Raw genomic sequence first — 16,014 nt, forward strand, 5'->3', positions numbered from 1 at the left:
ATTCTCCAGACCTCAACAAAATTGAAAAGTTCTGGGCTAGATTGAAAAACTATGTTAGTCAGATTATCAATGATAGTGAAAACCTTGTGGATGCTGTGAGTAAAGCCTTCAGGCATCTGTCCTAACTAACTCGTTCTATGCTATAAATGTTCCACAAGTGCTTCGCCATCGTTCCGCTTATCTTAATGAGACCCCTGTTTAATACTATTTTTTTACCCTTAAGTATTTCTACTTATTTCTAAAGTTAGATGCTCCCGTATTTTCTTAAATGTATGCTATAAGAGTCTCGCCTTAGTCGCAATTAACCTTCTGTTAACTAAATTAACAGAAGGTTAATTAGATTAAGCTTTAGCTAATTAAATTAAATTGGCCTACCAGGGGTGACAAAAGTTAGTCACTGGTTCGCCCCTTCTTTGCTGTCAATTAATTTCAGCCTTTCTCACAACCATTCCCTAGGGGGGTTAAATTCATGTTTAAACTAGCTTCAGACTTTTTATCTTTAGATTTTCTCCGCCGACAAAATCAGAAAAATAAGCCAGAAAGTCAATTTAACTCTTTGCCAATTTCTCAAATCACGAAAGAGGGAAAAGTTTTAGCGATAATTCTCCGACGAGAGTTTAACCAAGAGGGGATTCATTTCCTAACTCCCGATGATTTTTCCCAACAGTTGGCCTATATGAGACACCCGACGGGAAAAAGTATTATGCCCCACGTTCATAACAAAGTACAACGGGAAGTATTTTTTACCCAGGAAGTCTTAATTATCAAAAGAGGAAAACTGCGGGTAGATTTCTATGATGACGACCAACAATATCTAGAAAGTCATATCTTGAGAGATGGGGATGTGGTTTTGTTGATACAAGGTGGCCATGGTTTCCAAGTCTTAGAAGAAGTAGAAATGATTGAAGTAAAACAAGGTCCCTACGTTGGTAATCAGGATAAAACTCGCTTTACAGGAATTGAGGAAACCGTGGTTAAAATGGCGGGAGCAGAGATGGCATGAGTAGCTTTATTCCCGTCAATGAGCCACTACTTGCGGGCAAGGAAAAACAGTATCTTAACGAATGTATTGATAGCGGTTGGATTTCTTCGGAAGGTCCCTTCGTTCAGAAATTTGAAGAAAATTTTGCCCTCGCTGTTGGGCGAAAGTATGCCGTTTCCGTGTGCAATGGTTCTATGGCCTTAGAAGCGGCCATCGTCGCTTTAGGAATTGGTTCGGGGGATGAAGTGATTCTCCCCACTTTTACCATCATTTCCTGCGGGGCTGCCATTGTCAAAGCCGGGGCGATTCCCGTGGTGGTGGACTGCGAAGCGCAGACTTGGAACATGGATATCGGACAGATAGAGGCAAAAATCACGCCCCGCACTAAAGCGATAATGGTGGTTCATATCTACGGATTACCGGTGGCAATGACTCCAGTTTTAGAATTAGCTCAAAAATACGGTTTAAAAATTATTGAAGATGCGGCGGAAATGCACGGTCAAACCTATCAAGGTAAACCCTGTGGCAGTTTCGGTGATATCAGCATCTTTAGTTTCTATTCCAACAAACATATTACCACTGGGGAAGGGGGCATGATTGTCACCAACCAAGAGGATATTTTTGAGCGTTGTCGTTCCCTGAGAAATTTATATTTTCAGCCCCAACGACGTTTTATTCACGAAGAACTGGGCTGGAATCTGAGGATGACTAATCTGCAAGCGGCAGTGGGTTTAGCACAATTAGAACAGCTAGAAACTTTTGTCCAGCGCAAGAGAAAAATGGGCAGACGCTACAGGGAATTATTGCAAAATATCCCCTGTCTAGAATTGCCCCTACCTCAAACTGATTATGCCGAAAATATTTATTGGGTTTATGGTGTTGTTCTCAAAGATGAGGTTAACTTTGATGCTATGGAAGCGATGAAACGCCTCCAAGAACATCAGATTGGTACGCGTCCTTTTTTCTGGTGTATGCACGAACAACCGGTATTTCACAAAATGGGATTATTGCAAAATGTTTCCTGTCCCGTGGCTGAAAGACTGGCGCGCAGGGGTTTTTATCTGCCTAGCGGTTTAGCTCTCACGGACGAGCAAATTGAGCGAGTGTCCCGAGCAGTTCAGCAGGTTTTTGCTGAGGCTGAGTAGGGATGAAAAATTGATGAAAATTTTTTGAATAAAAACCGAATTTTATGATAATTGGCACGGAATTTTTATCTTGGGTAGTAATTGCCTCTGGTTGCTTTTATTCCCTATATCTATGTATTTCAGTTCCCAAGGATGTTTTTTTTAATGGCGATGGGGCGCTGAAAGCTTTACTGGCTCGTCAGCTAAGTAGTGGTCAATGGCGATTTGACTTAGTTGAGCGCGCAGAAGCTTGGGTTACTCGTCTTTGGCAAGAGGGTTTATACAGTTATCGCCCCCCTTTTGTTTACTACTTAAATCAACGTTATTATATCTCCTTTCCTTTTTCATTCTCTTTGCTAACTTCCCTTTTTTATAAACTTTGGGGTTATCGTGGGTTTTACTTGATTCCCCTCCTATCAATTTGGGTATTGTGGCTCAGTTTTTCAAGAGCAATTCCCGCTTTTTCCCTAGACAGTTGGGGGAGTCTTTTGGGATTAGTTATTTTGATTTTTGCTTCGCCCTTAACTCTATACAGTGCCATATATTGTGAACATACCCTCGCTGTTACTTTAGGATTTTTGGGAATTGTTATCGCTTTTTTTCTACCCGATACAGCTAATAGTGGCTGGCTGCCCAATTTATTAGGCGGATTTCTAGTGGGTTTATCAGTATGGTTCCGCTCCGAATGTCTGGCCCTAGTGGCAACTTTAACTTTATTAGTTTTCTTGGGTTTAACTCCAGAACAAACCTCAATTTTTGCTTGGTATTCAACCGAGCAAAATCTTAATGTTTCTGATTTTCTGCTAACTAATCGAATAGCTTTTAGTTTTGTACTAGGTATGATTGTTAGTGTGTTTTTACTGTGGTTGTGCAATAAGTTAATTTATAATCGTTTTCTAGGAGTTCACGCTCTGTTAGTCCTTGAGGAGTTTTCTTGGAAAAAACGTATTCAAGAAGCCCTGACCAGTTTTTATCAGTTGAATAGCTCTTTTTTGCTGCATTTTCCTATCTGTATAATTCCCTTAGCTTACTTGCTCACTTGGAGCGGTCAACAATTGAATTTTGCCAGGGATATTCCCGTAACTTTAATTAGTATAATGGCGATTATCATCTTGGCTGTTCTCGTCAATCTTCGCTGGCAAGGAATGGTCAAAACCAAGGCGTTAGTCAAGGACAATATAATTTACTTCCTGATACTTTTAGCCAGTTGTTATCTATTTGACATCGCCAATATATCTCTAGATAAACAAATGCTTTTTGTCTATGATCTCTATTTTATCTACACAGTAGGGGTGTCTTGTTTAGTCGATATTGCCCCGGGAGAAGTCATGGTGGGAGGTAAACAATGGGGACCGAGATATTTATTGCCTCTTATCCCCTTTGTTACCTTATTAACGGTGGAACAAGTAAAAATTGTCGGAGCGAACCAAGAAGTTTTACTAGCCAAGGGAAGCTGGGTTTTACTGTTAATCTTACTGGCAATAGCTGTCTATAAAAACATTTATCAAGGTGGAGAATTTTTCTATAAAACCCATCAGGGGATAGCACCAGCTATCAAAAGCATAGAAGATAATCCTAATTCTATTGTTGTCTTTTCTCATCAATATGCGGCACAAGTTTTGGGTTTTGGTTTGGAGAAACAAAAAACTTTCTTCCGTGTAGAAGATAGTCAAGCCATGGTTAAACTATGCCAAGAATTAGTCGGTCAAGGATTGTCTAGTTTTCCCTACGTTTGCTATCCCTATCGCCCTTGTCAACTCTTAGAATCCCCACCGGAAGAACTGGAATTTAGCCAAGATGGACAAAAGTTTCAAATTGGCATAAATCGCTCTGGAATCATTGGTAAGTATCCTTTCTATGAAATAGTTATATCTGCTTCTGAGACAGGTTTACTATCCAAAAAATCCGAGGATAAGCCCACAATTACCCCAGCAGCTAATGATTTAGTCTGTACGATTTTACCCACTTATAACGAGCGAGATAATATTAGTCAATTAATTGAACGTTTACTAGCTAGTGTTCCTAGTCCTTATTTAGTGCTAGTGGTGGATGATAATTCTCCCGATGAAACTTGGCAGATAGTAGAAGATTTAGCCAAACAATATCCCACTCCTCCCCAAGATTCGCAATTCCAATCGGGGGTAATTTTGTGTCGCAGAATCAACGAGAAAGGGTTAACTTCGGCTCTACAGAGAGGTATTGACGATGCGATTAATCTGTATGGGGCTAAAATTATTACTTGGATGGATTGTGATTTATCTATGCCTCCAGAAGCTCTGCCACAATTAATCACACCGATTCGAACTAAAAAAGCTGATATGGTTGTAGGTTCTCGTTGGATTCCGGGGGGTGATGATGTTGCCCACGGACTGATGGCCCGGATGTTAAGCTGGATTATTAATCGCATGGCCATCGTGATGCTAGGCAATCAAGTTCACGACTATACCAGTGGTTTTATTGCCGTTCGTTCTCAGGTTTTAGAAAAAATTCGCTTCAAGGGAGATTATGGAGAATACTGCATTGATTTATTAACCCGTGCCAATCGTTTAGGTTATAAGTTAGTGGAAGTTCCTTATCTTTGCGTTCCCCGCATTTATGGTGAGAGTAAAACCGGAATTAATCTCTGGGATTATTTGTCAAAAGGACGGAAATATGTGGCGACTATTTGGCAATTGTGGCAGGAAAGATAAGACAAATTATCTCTTTTTTGAACTAGAATTAGTTATTCTCTAGTTGTCCTCTGGTTCTTCAAATCTAGGAGCTAAACTTATGAAGAAAATGTTTACTTTTTGGCCTTGGTTAGCTACCGTTGGGGTGGCCTGGTCTTTGGTTTTTTTTTATAACGTACACTACGGTGGTGAATTAAAGTGGCTCCTACAAATGTACGAACAGAAAGCTTCTTTTGCCAAGCAGATAGATGCACCGAGACGAATAATTTTTGCGGGGGGATCGGGAGTACATTATAGTATTAACTCTCAATTCCTAGAACAGGAGCTAAAAATCCCAGTTTTTAACTTTGGTTTACAGGGAGATTTGGGATTAAATGTCATTTGCCCAATTATTTTAGAACAGGTACGTCCGGGGGATATAGTGGTTCTCAGTCCTGAATATTTGATGTTACTGGATGATGATGGTATTGGTTACGGTGATGGTTTATTTGGTTCCGTTCCCTTTAGTGTTGCCATTGGAAAACCTGGTTTAGGAAATATACCCTTAGAACAATTAGTTTCCGAGACTTGGTTAATGGGAGTTCCTAGTTTACGCGCTATAGTAAAAACTGCTGTTGATGTTATACAAACAGGAAAAGCTAGGGGTTATTTATCAGATCCAATCACAGAAAAAGGAGATACTACCGTAGTCAAACATCGTACAGGTAAATGGTGGGCTAGAACATTTGATCGACCTGTTTCTCAACACTCCCTCAAACGCATCGCTCAATTTCAAGAGGAGTTAAAAGCTAAAGGTGCTGATTTAGTAGTTTCTCTCTCTTGGGTTTATGCTAAGACCGATGAAACTACTGTCAAAAATGTTAAAAAAACTATTGAAGAATTGTCTAATATAGTGCCTTTAATCTACAATCCAAAAACTCTTAATCTGCAAACAGATTCTAGTTTATTTGCCGATACCCATGAGCATTTATTACCGGAAGCAAGAATAAGACGCTCTAGGGAACTGGTGCAACAACTGCGTCCTATAATTCAGGAAAAAACTACTCAAAATCATCGAATTATTTCTATTCTCAATCGATAATTTAAAATTAGCTAGAATTTTTGTACTAACAAAGGTTTTGGTGGAGATAGCAGGGAATTGATTTAACTGGCAAAATTACCGCAAATTTTCCCGAATTTATTCAATTTTAATTTTGGCAATTGTTCTTCCTTCAATAAAGGTTCTTTTCCTCTCCGATGTTCCTAACTCTTTTTCCTGAGATTTTAACTACTTCTTTTCCTAATTCATTAAAGCTTTTGATAATTTTAAAACTATATTGATGATCTAATCCGAGAGCTACTGCCGCATTTTTGATTGTCGATCCTCAAGATATTTTACCTAACCAGTGCCATCTTCTTGTTGCCACTGAGTCTTGACTGGTTCTGTATCTATCTTTAATTTGCTCTCAACTTGGATGTGCGGCTAAGTAGGCTTTTTTGGGCATTTTATCTCCTCGTCTTTACTCGTCTTATGATAACAGGATTTGCTATCACCCCTTGCTCAAATTTGTGCTAGTATGGAAGGTATAGCGTGTCTGATTCACAAGAGGTACATTCCCGCTCCTGAACAGCTTAATCAGCAAAGGTTTAAGTGTGCCGCACAGATGCGAGAACCGCTATAATATCGAGGATTTAATTTCTTTGTCTCCTAGTGGTAGTCATGGGAAAAACCTTGATAATTACTAGAAAAAGTTATGAAGATAAGCTGAAAGATTCCCCGATTATAATTATTATGTATGAATAATATTATTGACCATGATCGTTTATTTAAGGAATTAATTTCGACTTTTTTTGTTGAATTTATTCAGTTGTTTTTTTCCGAGATTATTAATTATTTAGAGCCTAATCAGATCACATTTTTAGATAAAGAAGTCTTTACCGATGTCACGGAAGGAGAAAAGTATGAAAGTGATTTAGTCGCCCAAGTGCAATTTCGAGGATAATCATCATTTTTCTTAATTCATCTAGAAGCACAGTCTAGCTCTCAACCGGAATTTAATCGGCGAATGTTTACTTATTTCGCTCGTCTGCATCAAAAATTTGCCTTACCAGTTTATCCCATTGTCATATTCTCCTATGAGCGTCCGCAAAAAGAAGCAATTCGTCAATACAAAATTGAGTTTCCTGACTTAAAAGTGTTAGAATTTAACTATCAAGTTGTCCAGTTAAATCGCTTGCATTGGCGAGATTTTCTCAATCAAGCTAATCCCGTCGCCGCCGCTTTGATGGCAAAGATGAAAATTGCTGCTCGCGATAGAGCAAAAGTTAAGGCACAATGTCTAAGATTATTGGTAACATTAAGATTAGATGCTGCTAGAATGCAATTGATTTCAGGCTTTGTCGATACCTATCTCAATCTCAACTCGTCCGAGGAGATAGAATTTCAACAGGAGATTAGCACATTTATTCAACCCGAACAGGAGGGAGTTATGCAGATTACCACCAGTTGGATGCGCCGCGGTTTAGAACAGGGTTTAGAACAGGGTTTAGAACGGGGTTTAGCAAGAGAAAGAAATCTAATTGTCCGTCTGATTAAACGTAAGTTAGGAGATATTGATGTGGATATAGAGAGTCGGATTATTACCTTGAATATTGATGATCTGGAACGAGTGGGGGAAGCTTTATTAGATTTTTCGACATGGGAGGATTTAACTAATTGGTTAAAGGCTTTAGCTGCTTAGTATTTTTCTCTTAAACTTCACAGAAGGCTAGGTATGGTTATGAGTATAACTTTTGAAAATGCTATCGAACAAACTCAATATTTACTAAGTCAAATTGAGTTTTTAGATACCAATATAATCACTCAGAAATTTACTGAGTTAGTCTCGACAGAAAATGGAGCTAGGGGATTTTTTGTTACTTACTTAACCAGCGATTTATCCTATACGAAATATCCTAGTTTAGAAGTAATCACTGCTTTAAAAACTTCCCCGATATTGGTCAATGAATTATTAGTCAAAAATCTAGCTATGTCCACGGCAATGGTCATCTATCATCGCGGTCAAGGAGACGAAGAAAACGCCCAAGGTTCTGAGAAAGTCCAAGAAAAAACCTGTCAACTAATTAAACAGTTATTATCGCCGTCCTTAGGGGAAAAATTACAACAATTAGCCACCAGTTTAAACACAGGACAAGGAGAATATCAAGCCTTTCTAGAGCGCTGGGGATATGACGATTGCCAACGTCAGGCGATCGCAGAAATCATTCAACCTTTTCTCCACTAACTAGCTGATTTTTGGCCAAAGCCTTAGCCTGAAATAGGGACTGTTCAGCCCGATCAATTAACTCTTTTACCTCTTGTTTGGTGCTAAAATGGCCTAGTTTCAGCAAATCCCCAGCAAAGGCCTTAACCTGGGGGAGTTTTGGCATAGCTGGAACAAAATCAAGGCATTTAACCACTGTACTGGTATTTCCTAGTCAACTTTGGGCAGGAAAATCCCAAGCCGATGATGGGATTTGAACCCACGACCAATTGATTACGAATCAACTACTCTACCACTGAGCTACATCGGCACATTGCCAATTCCCGATTATATCACGGACAATAGATACACAGCTAGAAAAATTTTTTTATGAGCAAATCCCCTCGACTCGATCCCCAAAAATACGCCCGCTTGAAAGCGGAGGCGGCCAATCCCTACCGAGGACTGCGGCAGTTTATCTATCTCGGTTTAGGTGCTTCTGGTTTTATTGGTGCGGTGGTTTTTCTGGCCCAATTAGCGGCAGCAAGGGACGTAGCCACCGCCTTACCCAATTTTGCCCTACAAATCGGGGTGGTGGCCCTGATGATTTGGTTATTTCGTCGGGAAAAAAAAGCTGGCGGTTGAGGTAGTAGCGGCTGATAGCCAAAACGGTCTCTTTCCCCAGAGAATAAAAGTTAACATTAACTCCAATATTTCTGTGTTATGATCGGAGGGAGAGTCAAGATTGGTGTTCAAGTTCGTTTTCAGTATTAATTCGGTAAGTCTTTTACTTTAGTATTGTTCGGCTTCTCCCTGAATTTTGTGTCTCCACACCGTTTCGAGTATTGATCGAGGATTCAAGTATTATGTCTATTTTTGTTGGTAATCTCTCTTACGAGATTTCCCAAGAAGATCTGGTCGATGTCTTTGCAGAGTACGGCAAGGTTAAGAGGGTTCATATTCCCGTTGACAAAGAGACACAGCGCAAACGCGGTTTCGCCTTCGTGGAAATGGAAAGTAAAGCCCAGGAAGCCGCCGCAATTGAGGCACTAGATGGTGCTGACTGGATGGGGCGATCAATTAAAGTTAACGAAGCCCGCGAGCGTGAAGAGCGCGCACCCTTCAATGGTGGTGGTGGTGACAGAAAAAAACGCTATTAAGCTTTTTTTGTGAATAATTGTGGGAGGGTGGACAGGGTTCACCCTTTTTTTGTCCATAAGCTAAGACGCATCTTAACCGCCTATCCTTAGATTAGCCCACCCCCCCTTGCCTCTTGCAAGAGTGCCTCATCTCAACAAGCAATTTAAATGTGCGGGCAGCTTAATTACGATCGCCGTTTCGCTCAAAACCAATAGAAATCTAAATGTCTGAGTCTCTCTAAAAGGTAACAAGTAAACTATAAAGGATATCGTCATCAGGTATGATCGGCGATCAACTCCCGAATATATGGACAACAAAAACCGATGGAGACAACCTATATAGCTGATGGGCGCGAAGCGCTTCAATGCCCCACTTTAATTGAAGATGATCGCACGGGCATGAGTCCCGAAACCCTAAAACGGGCTTTTCTGGACAATCTGTTTTATTTGCAAGGGGTTAACCGCACTAATGCTAGTCCCTACAATTACTATGTCGCCCTTGCCTACACCGTTCGCGATCGCCTGCTGCGTCGTTTTCTGAAATCCACCGACACCTACAAACAAGAAAAAGTTAAACTCGTCTGCTATTTCTCCGCCGAATTTCTCATGGGGCGGTATTTAGGTAATAATCTGGCTAATTTGGGTATTTATGACCTAATCAAAGAGACGATCGAGGAATTAGGTCTTGATTTTGAGGAAATTATCGAACAGGAACCGGATCCCGGCCTCGGCAACGGCGGTTTAGGGCGTTTAGCGGCTTGTTTCCTCGATTCCCTCGCTTCCCTAGAAATTCCCGCCATCGGTTACGGGATCCGCTACGAATTTGGCATTTTCCATCAAATCATCCAAAACGGTTGGCAGGTGGAAATCCCCGATAACTGGCTACGCTTCGGCAATCCTTGGGAATTACCCCGTCCCGATGAAAGTGTGGAAGTAAAACTGGGGGGCCGGACGGAAATCTATCACGATGATAAGGGACAGGAACGGGTCCAATGGCTGCCGGAACGTCGGATTTTAGCCATTCCCCACGATACCCCCGTCCCGGGGTACAAAACCAACACGGTTAATGCTTTGCGTCTCTGGAAAGCAGAAGCGAGTGAATCGTTTAATTTTGAGGCTTTTAACGCCGGGTTATACGATCAATCCGTGGCTGAAAAAATGGACGCAGAAACCATTTCTAAAGTCCTTTATCCCAACGATAACACCCCCGCCGGTCGAGAATTACGTCTCGCCCAACAATACTTTTTTGTGGCCGCTTCCCTGCAAGATTTAATTCGCATTCACCTAAAAAGCCACAAAAATCTGCAAAACTTCCACGAAACCGCCGCTATTCAACTGAACGACACTCACCCCGCCATTGCGATCGCTGAGTTAATGCGTTTGTTAGTGGATGAAAACGGCTTAGAATGGTCAAAAGCTTGGACAATTACCCAAAAAACCTTCGCTTATACCAATCATACCCTATTGCCAGAAGCCCTAGAACGTTGGTCAGCGGCTCTACTCGGCAAACTGCTGCCCCGACATCTAGAAATTATCTATCTGATCAATCACTTTTTCCTCGAGGATGTGCGGACTTGGTTTCCCGATAACGAGGAATTATTGGGCAAATTGTCGATAGTTGAAGAAGCTGGTTGGGGTAATAAACAAATTCGCATGGCTAATTTAGCCTGTGTGGGTAGTCACTCGATTAACGGAGTCGCTGCCTTACACACAGAGTTACTGCAAAAAGACACCCTGAAAGAGTTTGCCATGCTCTGGCCGGAAAAATTCTACAATAAAACCAATGGTGTCACCCCGCGCCGGTGGATTTTATTGAGCAATCCCCAATTATCGGCACTATTTACCGAAAAAATCGGCGATGATTGGTTAAAAGACCTGAAGGAATTGCGAAAACTGGAACAATACCTTGATGATCCTGAATTCCGTCAGCGTTGGTATGAAATTAAACAGGCGAATAAGGCCGATTTAGCGGCTTATATGCTGAAAACCCGCAATATCGAGGTGGATGTTAATTCGATTTTCGATGTGCAGGTAAAACGGATTCACGAATACAAACGCCAACATCTGGCAGTTCTGCACATTATCGCCCTTTATAATCGCATTAAACAGAACCCCCACGTCGATATCGTGCCGCGCACTTTTATCTTTGGTGGTAAGGCAGCCCCCGGTTACTTTATGGCGAAGTTAATTATTAAGTTAACTAATGCTGTAGCTGAAATTGTTAATAAGGATCCCGATGTCAGAGGTCGTTTAAAAGTGGTTTTCCTGCCTAACTTTAACGTTTCTTTGGGTCAGCGCATCTATCCTTCGGCGGATCTTTCCGAACAGATTTCCACGGCGGGTAAGGAGGCTTCCGGAACTGGTAACATGAAGTTTGCCATGAATGGCTCCCTCACCATCGGAACTCTGGACGGCGCTAATATCGAAATTCGCGAGGAAGCAGGGGCAGAAAATTTCTTCCTTTTTGGCTTGACAGCAGAAGAAGTTTATGCTAAGAAGGCCCACGGTTATGAACCGATGAGCTATTACAAAAATAATCGCGAATTGAAGGGAGTGATCGATCGAATTAAAAGTGGTTATTTTAGCCATGGTGACACGGAATTATTCAGGCCGATCGTTGATTCGCTCCTCTACGATGACCAGTATATGCTTTTAGCTGATTATCAATCCTACGCTGATTGTCAAGAACAGGTAAGTCAAGCTTATCGCGATCGGGACAAGTGGACGCGGATGTCGATTCTCAACTCGGTTCGTATGGCGAAATTCTCTAGCGATCGCACAATCTGGGAATATTGTCAAGAGATTTGGAAAGTTAATCCGGTCAAGATTAGTTTAGAAGACTAAGAAGACGTTTCGGGGTGGGTTAATCTCCGCCCCAAATTTTTTTGGGTGAGAATTTACTTTTGTCAAAAATAATTACATATTCGCAACAAAATACACTTTTTTGAGCAAATCAATGTACCCCGATTAGACAAGGCGATAAATTATTTTGTCCGCCGAGATTTTTAATCATTATAAGATTGTTTCCCTAATTGCCAAATTAACAATTACATACCGAAAAACAATGACATCAAAATTTAAGTTTATTCCCCTACAATTTCCCTGGGTTGCTATCAATCCTAAACCGATTGGGGTTGTTTATTTTATCGGTGGTGCTTTCTTCGGCGCTTTTCCCAATCTGTTCTATCGTTATCTACTCAAACAAGTCTTTGAACGAGGCTATACTATTATTGCTATTCCCTATCGTTTTACTTTTCGTCATTGGAATGTTTCCATAGAAATGGTCAAAGATTTGATTGGATTGAGAAAGGCTATTTATGAAGAAGCTAAGTTTTTAGGCTATGAAGATAACCTTGATTTGTATTTAGAGGATCCCACTGCTGGTAATCCTAATTATTTTTGGATGGGCCATAGTTTAGGGTGTAAATATATCTCGCTTTTAGAGGTTTTAAGTGATGTGGAAAACACAGAACTAGAAAAGGTTTTGAGTGGTTGTGTCGGCAAAAATCAAGCCGAAGATATCCAAAAATCGCTGAATAATACCGATGTCCATACCGTATCTTTGAAAAATCAACCCTCACTTTTACTGGCTCCTGTAATTGCTGGCATAGATAGTGCAATTCCCATAGCTGCTCTAGCTAAATTAGTGCAGAGTTTGGGTTTAGATGTACAGCCAAACGTGCAGGAAACCCGTTGTTTAATTAGCAATAGTAAGCTATTTCGACTCTTGGAAATTATCGCCTTTGCTAAGGATCTACAGGCTAAAGATACGGTAGCCTGGTTCATTAAAGAACTAAGTCAACAACTCTTAAAACCAGTAGTTCCCTTAGCCAATCGCACCCATTTAGCACCCCTTGGCTGGCGCAATGGCGACCAAGAATTAGCCGATAATGTGATTAAATCAATCCAGGAATTACGCGCTAAACTTATCTCCTGTTATCCCCAAAGTCAGGAAAAAGAGGAAGTCTTAATGAAAATGATTTCTGAACATTAATCAATTGAGGATAGGGAGAGGTTGCTAACGGTCAATATTGCCACCTGAATCGCTTTTTCGATGGCCTGTTGTTTGCTTTCTAAACTAATCCCTTCCTCTTTGCTTCTTTCGGCAATCACAGCACAAATACAAGCGGCAGTAAATCCATAAACCCCCGCCATTTTCAATAAAGTCCCCGCTTCCATTTCATAATTGAGAATATTTAAACGTCGATATTCTTCCGTAATTCCCTCTAAATGACGCTGAAGATAAGGGTTAGCAGAAGACAGGATTCTTTCCTGTCCTTCATAAAAACTATCCACAGAAGCGGTAATACCTACATGATAATTTACTCCCAAAAATTGAGCCGATTTGACTAGAGCAACTGTCAAAAAATGATCCGCCACTGCGGGATATTCCGGAGGAGCAATATCATTAGCTGCACCTTGCCTACATAAAGCCGCTTGCGAGATAATAATATCACCAATTTTTATTCTATTTTGAATTGCGCCACAAGTACCAATACGAATAATAGTTTTAATTCCCACCTGTATTAATTCATTAACTACAATACTCAAAGATGGCGCACCCATGCCACTGGTAGCCAGAAGAATTGGGGTAGAATTATCTAGGTAGCCAAGATAACTATTTAATCCGCGATAATCCGATAGTAAACGTGCATTTTGTAAATAAGTTTCAGCAATATAGCGCGAGCGTTCTGGTTCCCCCGATAATAGGGTGATAGTCGGTTTTACTGTGCCTAAATCCTCACTGCTAAAGTTGAGATGATAGGGTTTTTGGTGAGATAAGTTATTGGACATTTAAATTAAATTAAGAGCAGTTACTTTGGTTAAATAGGCTTTTGGTTATTATAACAACTTTAGGTTTAAATTGAAATTAAATATTTAATTATTGACAAAAGAGAATCAAGCTTAAGGACGACTATTGATGTTAAGTTCTTGCACTAATTCCTGTACTGTGGTTGAGGGATTGGCATCAAAAGGATGTTTTTTGGCTTCATCTCTATCTTGAATAAGTTTTGCTGCATTAGTGATTGCTGTTGTCTGGTATGGCTTTAATTTTTCGTACATATCCTCTCGATTTTTTGCATATTTTTCTTTCTTGTTTAATAATCCATACTTTTGCATCTGTTTAGTTAAAATTGTTAGGTATTCACTTCGGGATGTGGCAATATCCAGATATTGAAAGTGTAAAATAAACCAAATTTCAAAAGCTTCATTAGAATAGGCAATCTTGATATTTTTTTGTTTAGCCAGTCCTTCCGCTTGATTAAATTGCTCTTTAGAACAGTTATCTTTATCAAAAACGCACCAGATTTGATCAAATGAGTCATCTTTTTTTAGATTATCTATCATCTTAATAGCTTTGTTGACTAAACTCAAGCTATTTTTACCTTCACCTTTCACCATAAATTCAATTTTCTTAGGAACAGTAAAAGCCTTAAAATAGTTAACTTCAGTTTTTTCTCCCTCGCAAACAATTAAAAATCTTTTTCTTGTTTCTCTAGTCTTAATTTGGCGACGCAAATAATCGGAAGTATTCCTATTTTTACCCATACTAATTACCAATAATTGTACTTAAATTACCAATAAAAGGTATTGCTCCATAACGACCTTGAATATAATCTTTTTCAAAGGTATTATTATTATTAATATCAGCAAATTCCACCAAAGAATATAAATCTGTTGCTCCTTGATGATTTTTTTCGGTAAACCAAATTTGATCCCTCCTTAAAAATTTATGACTAAGTAAATTAATATCGTGAGTAGTAAAAATAAGTTGAGCATTTTTGGGATTAGTTTTCTGAGAATTAAATAATTCGATTATACTTCTAGTCATTAAAGGATGAAGTCTGGCATCCAATTCATCAATTACTAAAACTTCCCCTCTTTGCAAAGTGTCTAAAATCGGTGCTGACAGAGCCAAAATCTTTTTAGTTCCATCAGATTCATGATTGTCCATATCAAAAATTTCTAACTCAATCATTTTACCTGTTGAGTCATACTTTGGATGATAGGTTTTTATGGTAGCGGACTTTATTTCACCGCTAGAGTCACTGATGATATTTCTGACAACATCCTGTAAATCTTGCGGGAAACTATCTAAGGAAATTTTTCTCGTTTCTGTTTCTAGGTTGAGATTGTCAATACTTAAATCTAATTTTTTAATTAACTTAGTCACATCATAAATCAAATCTTGTCTATCAGAAAGATACTCAAGCGTAATCTCTTTTAATAATTCCACATTTAACCCAGACACAACACCTAAGTGACTAAACCAAGAGACAATTTCCACCGCTAGAGAATTATTAAATTGAGCCGCTAGTGATAAAAACAGAGTATTTTTTTTGGTCAATCCTCTTAGTATATTACCTTGTTCAATATTTTTGCTATATTCTATTTTATCGTCTTGCCGATTAAAAATTTTAGTTTCACGACTTCTGGGCGTACAAAATAACCATTCGGAAACTACTCGCTTTTGAGTTACTTCAAATCCATATCTATAAGTTTTATTTTTTAGCTGAAAAACTATTTCAAAAAAGGATGGTTTATCAACAGTTTCGGTACTTAATCTAAAGTGTTCCACATCTATTTTGTCAGTGATTTGTAATTTTGCAGAATTCATGACAAACCGTCGCATAAAATTGAATGCCAGAATTAAATTACTCTTACCACTGGCATTTGCTCCATAAATAGCGGCACTTTTCAGTAAACTAATTTGTTGATTAACCTTAAAAACATTATTTTTATCAAGCTCATCATTACCACAGGCATCCTCCGCAGCTACCATGCTGAGAGTGACTACATCTTTAAAAGAGCGATAATTGCCGACACTAAATCCGATGAGCATTGCATATTAACCCTAACAGTCTCTAAGGAATAAAG

At 39.6% G+C, this 16,014-nt stretch carries 13 protein-coding genes, 1 tRNA gene and 1 pseudogene; 10 read left to right on the forward strand and 5 right to left on the reverse strand.

Going from position 1 to position 16,014, the window contains the following annotated elements:
- Positions 1-469: 469 nt before the first annotated feature.
- From O9334_RS19300 to O9334_RS19325, 6 genes and pseudogenes are all read left to right on the forward strand, one after another.
- Positions 470-1,003 (forward strand): cupin domain-containing protein, encoded by a 534-nt coding sequence (locus tag O9334_RS19300; protein ID WP_288001905.1) that lies wholly within the window; start codon positions 470-472, stop codon positions 1,001-1,003.
- Positions 1,000-2,127: a DegT/DnrJ/EryC1/StrS family aminotransferase gene (locus O9334_RS19305; protein WP_288001906.1), complete on the forward strand. Its 1,128-nt coding sequence runs from the start codon at positions 1,000-1,002 to the stop codon at positions 2,125-2,127. The genes O9334_RS19300 and O9334_RS19305 overlap by 4 nt, the downstream gene beginning before the upstream one ends.
- A gap of 44 nt (positions 2,128-2,171) precedes the next feature.
- On the forward strand, positions 2,172-4,796 hold the full coding sequence (locus tag O9334_RS19310; protein ID WP_288001907.1) for a polyprenol monophosphomannose synthase: 2,625 nt from the start codon (positions 2,172-2,174) through the stop codon (positions 4,794-4,796).
- A gap of 79 nt (positions 4,797-4,875) precedes the next feature.
- The gene (locus O9334_RS19315; RefSeq protein WP_288001909.1) at positions 4,876-5,856 is read left to right on the forward strand and encodes a hypothetical protein; all 981 of its coding nucleotides are present in this window, start codon (positions 4,876-4,878) and stop codon (positions 5,854-5,856) included.
- 694 nt (positions 5,857-6,550) lie between these two features.
- Positions 6,551-7,495 (forward strand): annotated as a pseudogene (locus O9334_RS19320) (Rpn family recombination-promoting nuclease/putative transposase).
- 39 nt (positions 7,496-7,534) lie between these two features.
- Positions 7,535-8,038, forward strand: a complete 504-nt coding sequence (locus O9334_RS19325; protein WP_190380455.1) for a sll1618 family protein — start codon at positions 7,535-7,537, stop codon at positions 8,036-8,038.
- Here O9334_RS19325 and O9334_RS19330 read toward each other — a convergent pair.
- A complete protein-coding gene (locus tag O9334_RS19330) occupies positions 8,016-8,183 on the reverse strand; it encodes a hypothetical protein (RefSeq protein ID WP_190380454.1) in 168 nt (55 codons plus the stop codon). The two genes, O9334_RS19325 and O9334_RS19330, sit on opposite strands and share 23 nt — an antisense overlap.
- A gap of 72 nt (positions 8,184-8,255) precedes the next feature.
- Positions 8,256-8,327, reverse strand: a tRNA-Thr gene (locus tag O9334_RS19335).
- Between the two features lie 59 nt (positions 8,328-8,386).
- Here O9334_RS19335 and O9334_RS19340 point away from each other — a divergent pair.
- From O9334_RS19340 to O9334_RS19355, 4 genes are all read left to right on the forward strand, one after another.
- A complete protein-coding gene (locus tag O9334_RS19340; protein ID WP_008198594.1) occupies positions 8,387-8,641 on the forward strand; it encodes a DUF3493 domain-containing protein in 255 nt (84 codons plus the stop codon).
- Between the two features lie 221 nt (positions 8,642-8,862).
- Positions 8,863-9,156 carry an RNA-binding regulator gene (rbp, locus tag O9334_RS19345; protein WP_045360113.1) on the forward strand — a complete coding sequence of 98 codons (294 nt, stop codon included), beginning with the start codon at positions 8,863-8,865 and terminating at the stop codon, positions 9,154-9,156.
- Positions 9,157-9,459: 303 nt separating this feature from the next.
- Positions 9,460-11,979, forward strand: coding sequence for a glycogen/starch/alpha-glucan phosphorylase (locus O9334_RS19350; RefSeq protein WP_045360111.1), 2,520 nt, complete (start codon positions 9,460-9,462; stop codon positions 11,977-11,979).
- A 220-nt stretch (positions 11,980-12,199) separates the two neighbouring features.
- Positions 12,200-13,129, forward strand: coding sequence for a DUF1350 family protein (locus tag O9334_RS19355; protein ID WP_288001913.1), 930 nt, complete (start codon positions 12,200-12,202; stop codon positions 13,127-13,129).
- On the opposite strand, the gene O9334_RS19360 is transcribed toward O9334_RS19355, so the two are convergent.
- The 3 genes from O9334_RS19360 to O9334_RS19370 form a co-directional block, all read right to left on the reverse strand.
- Complete coding sequence (locus O9334_RS19360; RefSeq protein ID WP_288001916.1) at positions 13,126-13,929, reverse strand: nucleoside phosphorylase; 804 nt, start codon at positions 13,927-13,929, stop codon at positions 13,126-13,128. The genes O9334_RS19355 and O9334_RS19360 overlap by 4 nt on opposite strands.
- Before the next feature lie 111 nt (positions 13,930-14,040).
- On the reverse strand, positions 14,041-14,685 hold the full coding sequence (locus O9334_RS19365) for an RloB family protein (protein ID WP_288001918.1): 645 nt from the start codon (positions 14,683-14,685) through the stop codon (positions 14,041-14,043).
- Between the two features lies 1 nt (position 14,686).
- Complete coding sequence (locus O9334_RS19370; protein WP_045360106.1) at positions 14,687-15,979, reverse strand: AAA family ATPase; 1,293 nt, start codon at positions 15,977-15,979, stop codon at positions 14,687-14,689.
- Between the last annotated feature and the right edge of the window lie 35 nt (positions 15,980-16,014).

Source organism: Microcystis sp. LE19-8.1F, assembly GCF_027531715.1.
Taxonomy (GTDB): Bacteria; Cyanobacteriota; Cyanobacteriia; order Cyanobacteriales; family Microcystaceae; genus Microcystis; species Microcystis wesenbergii_A.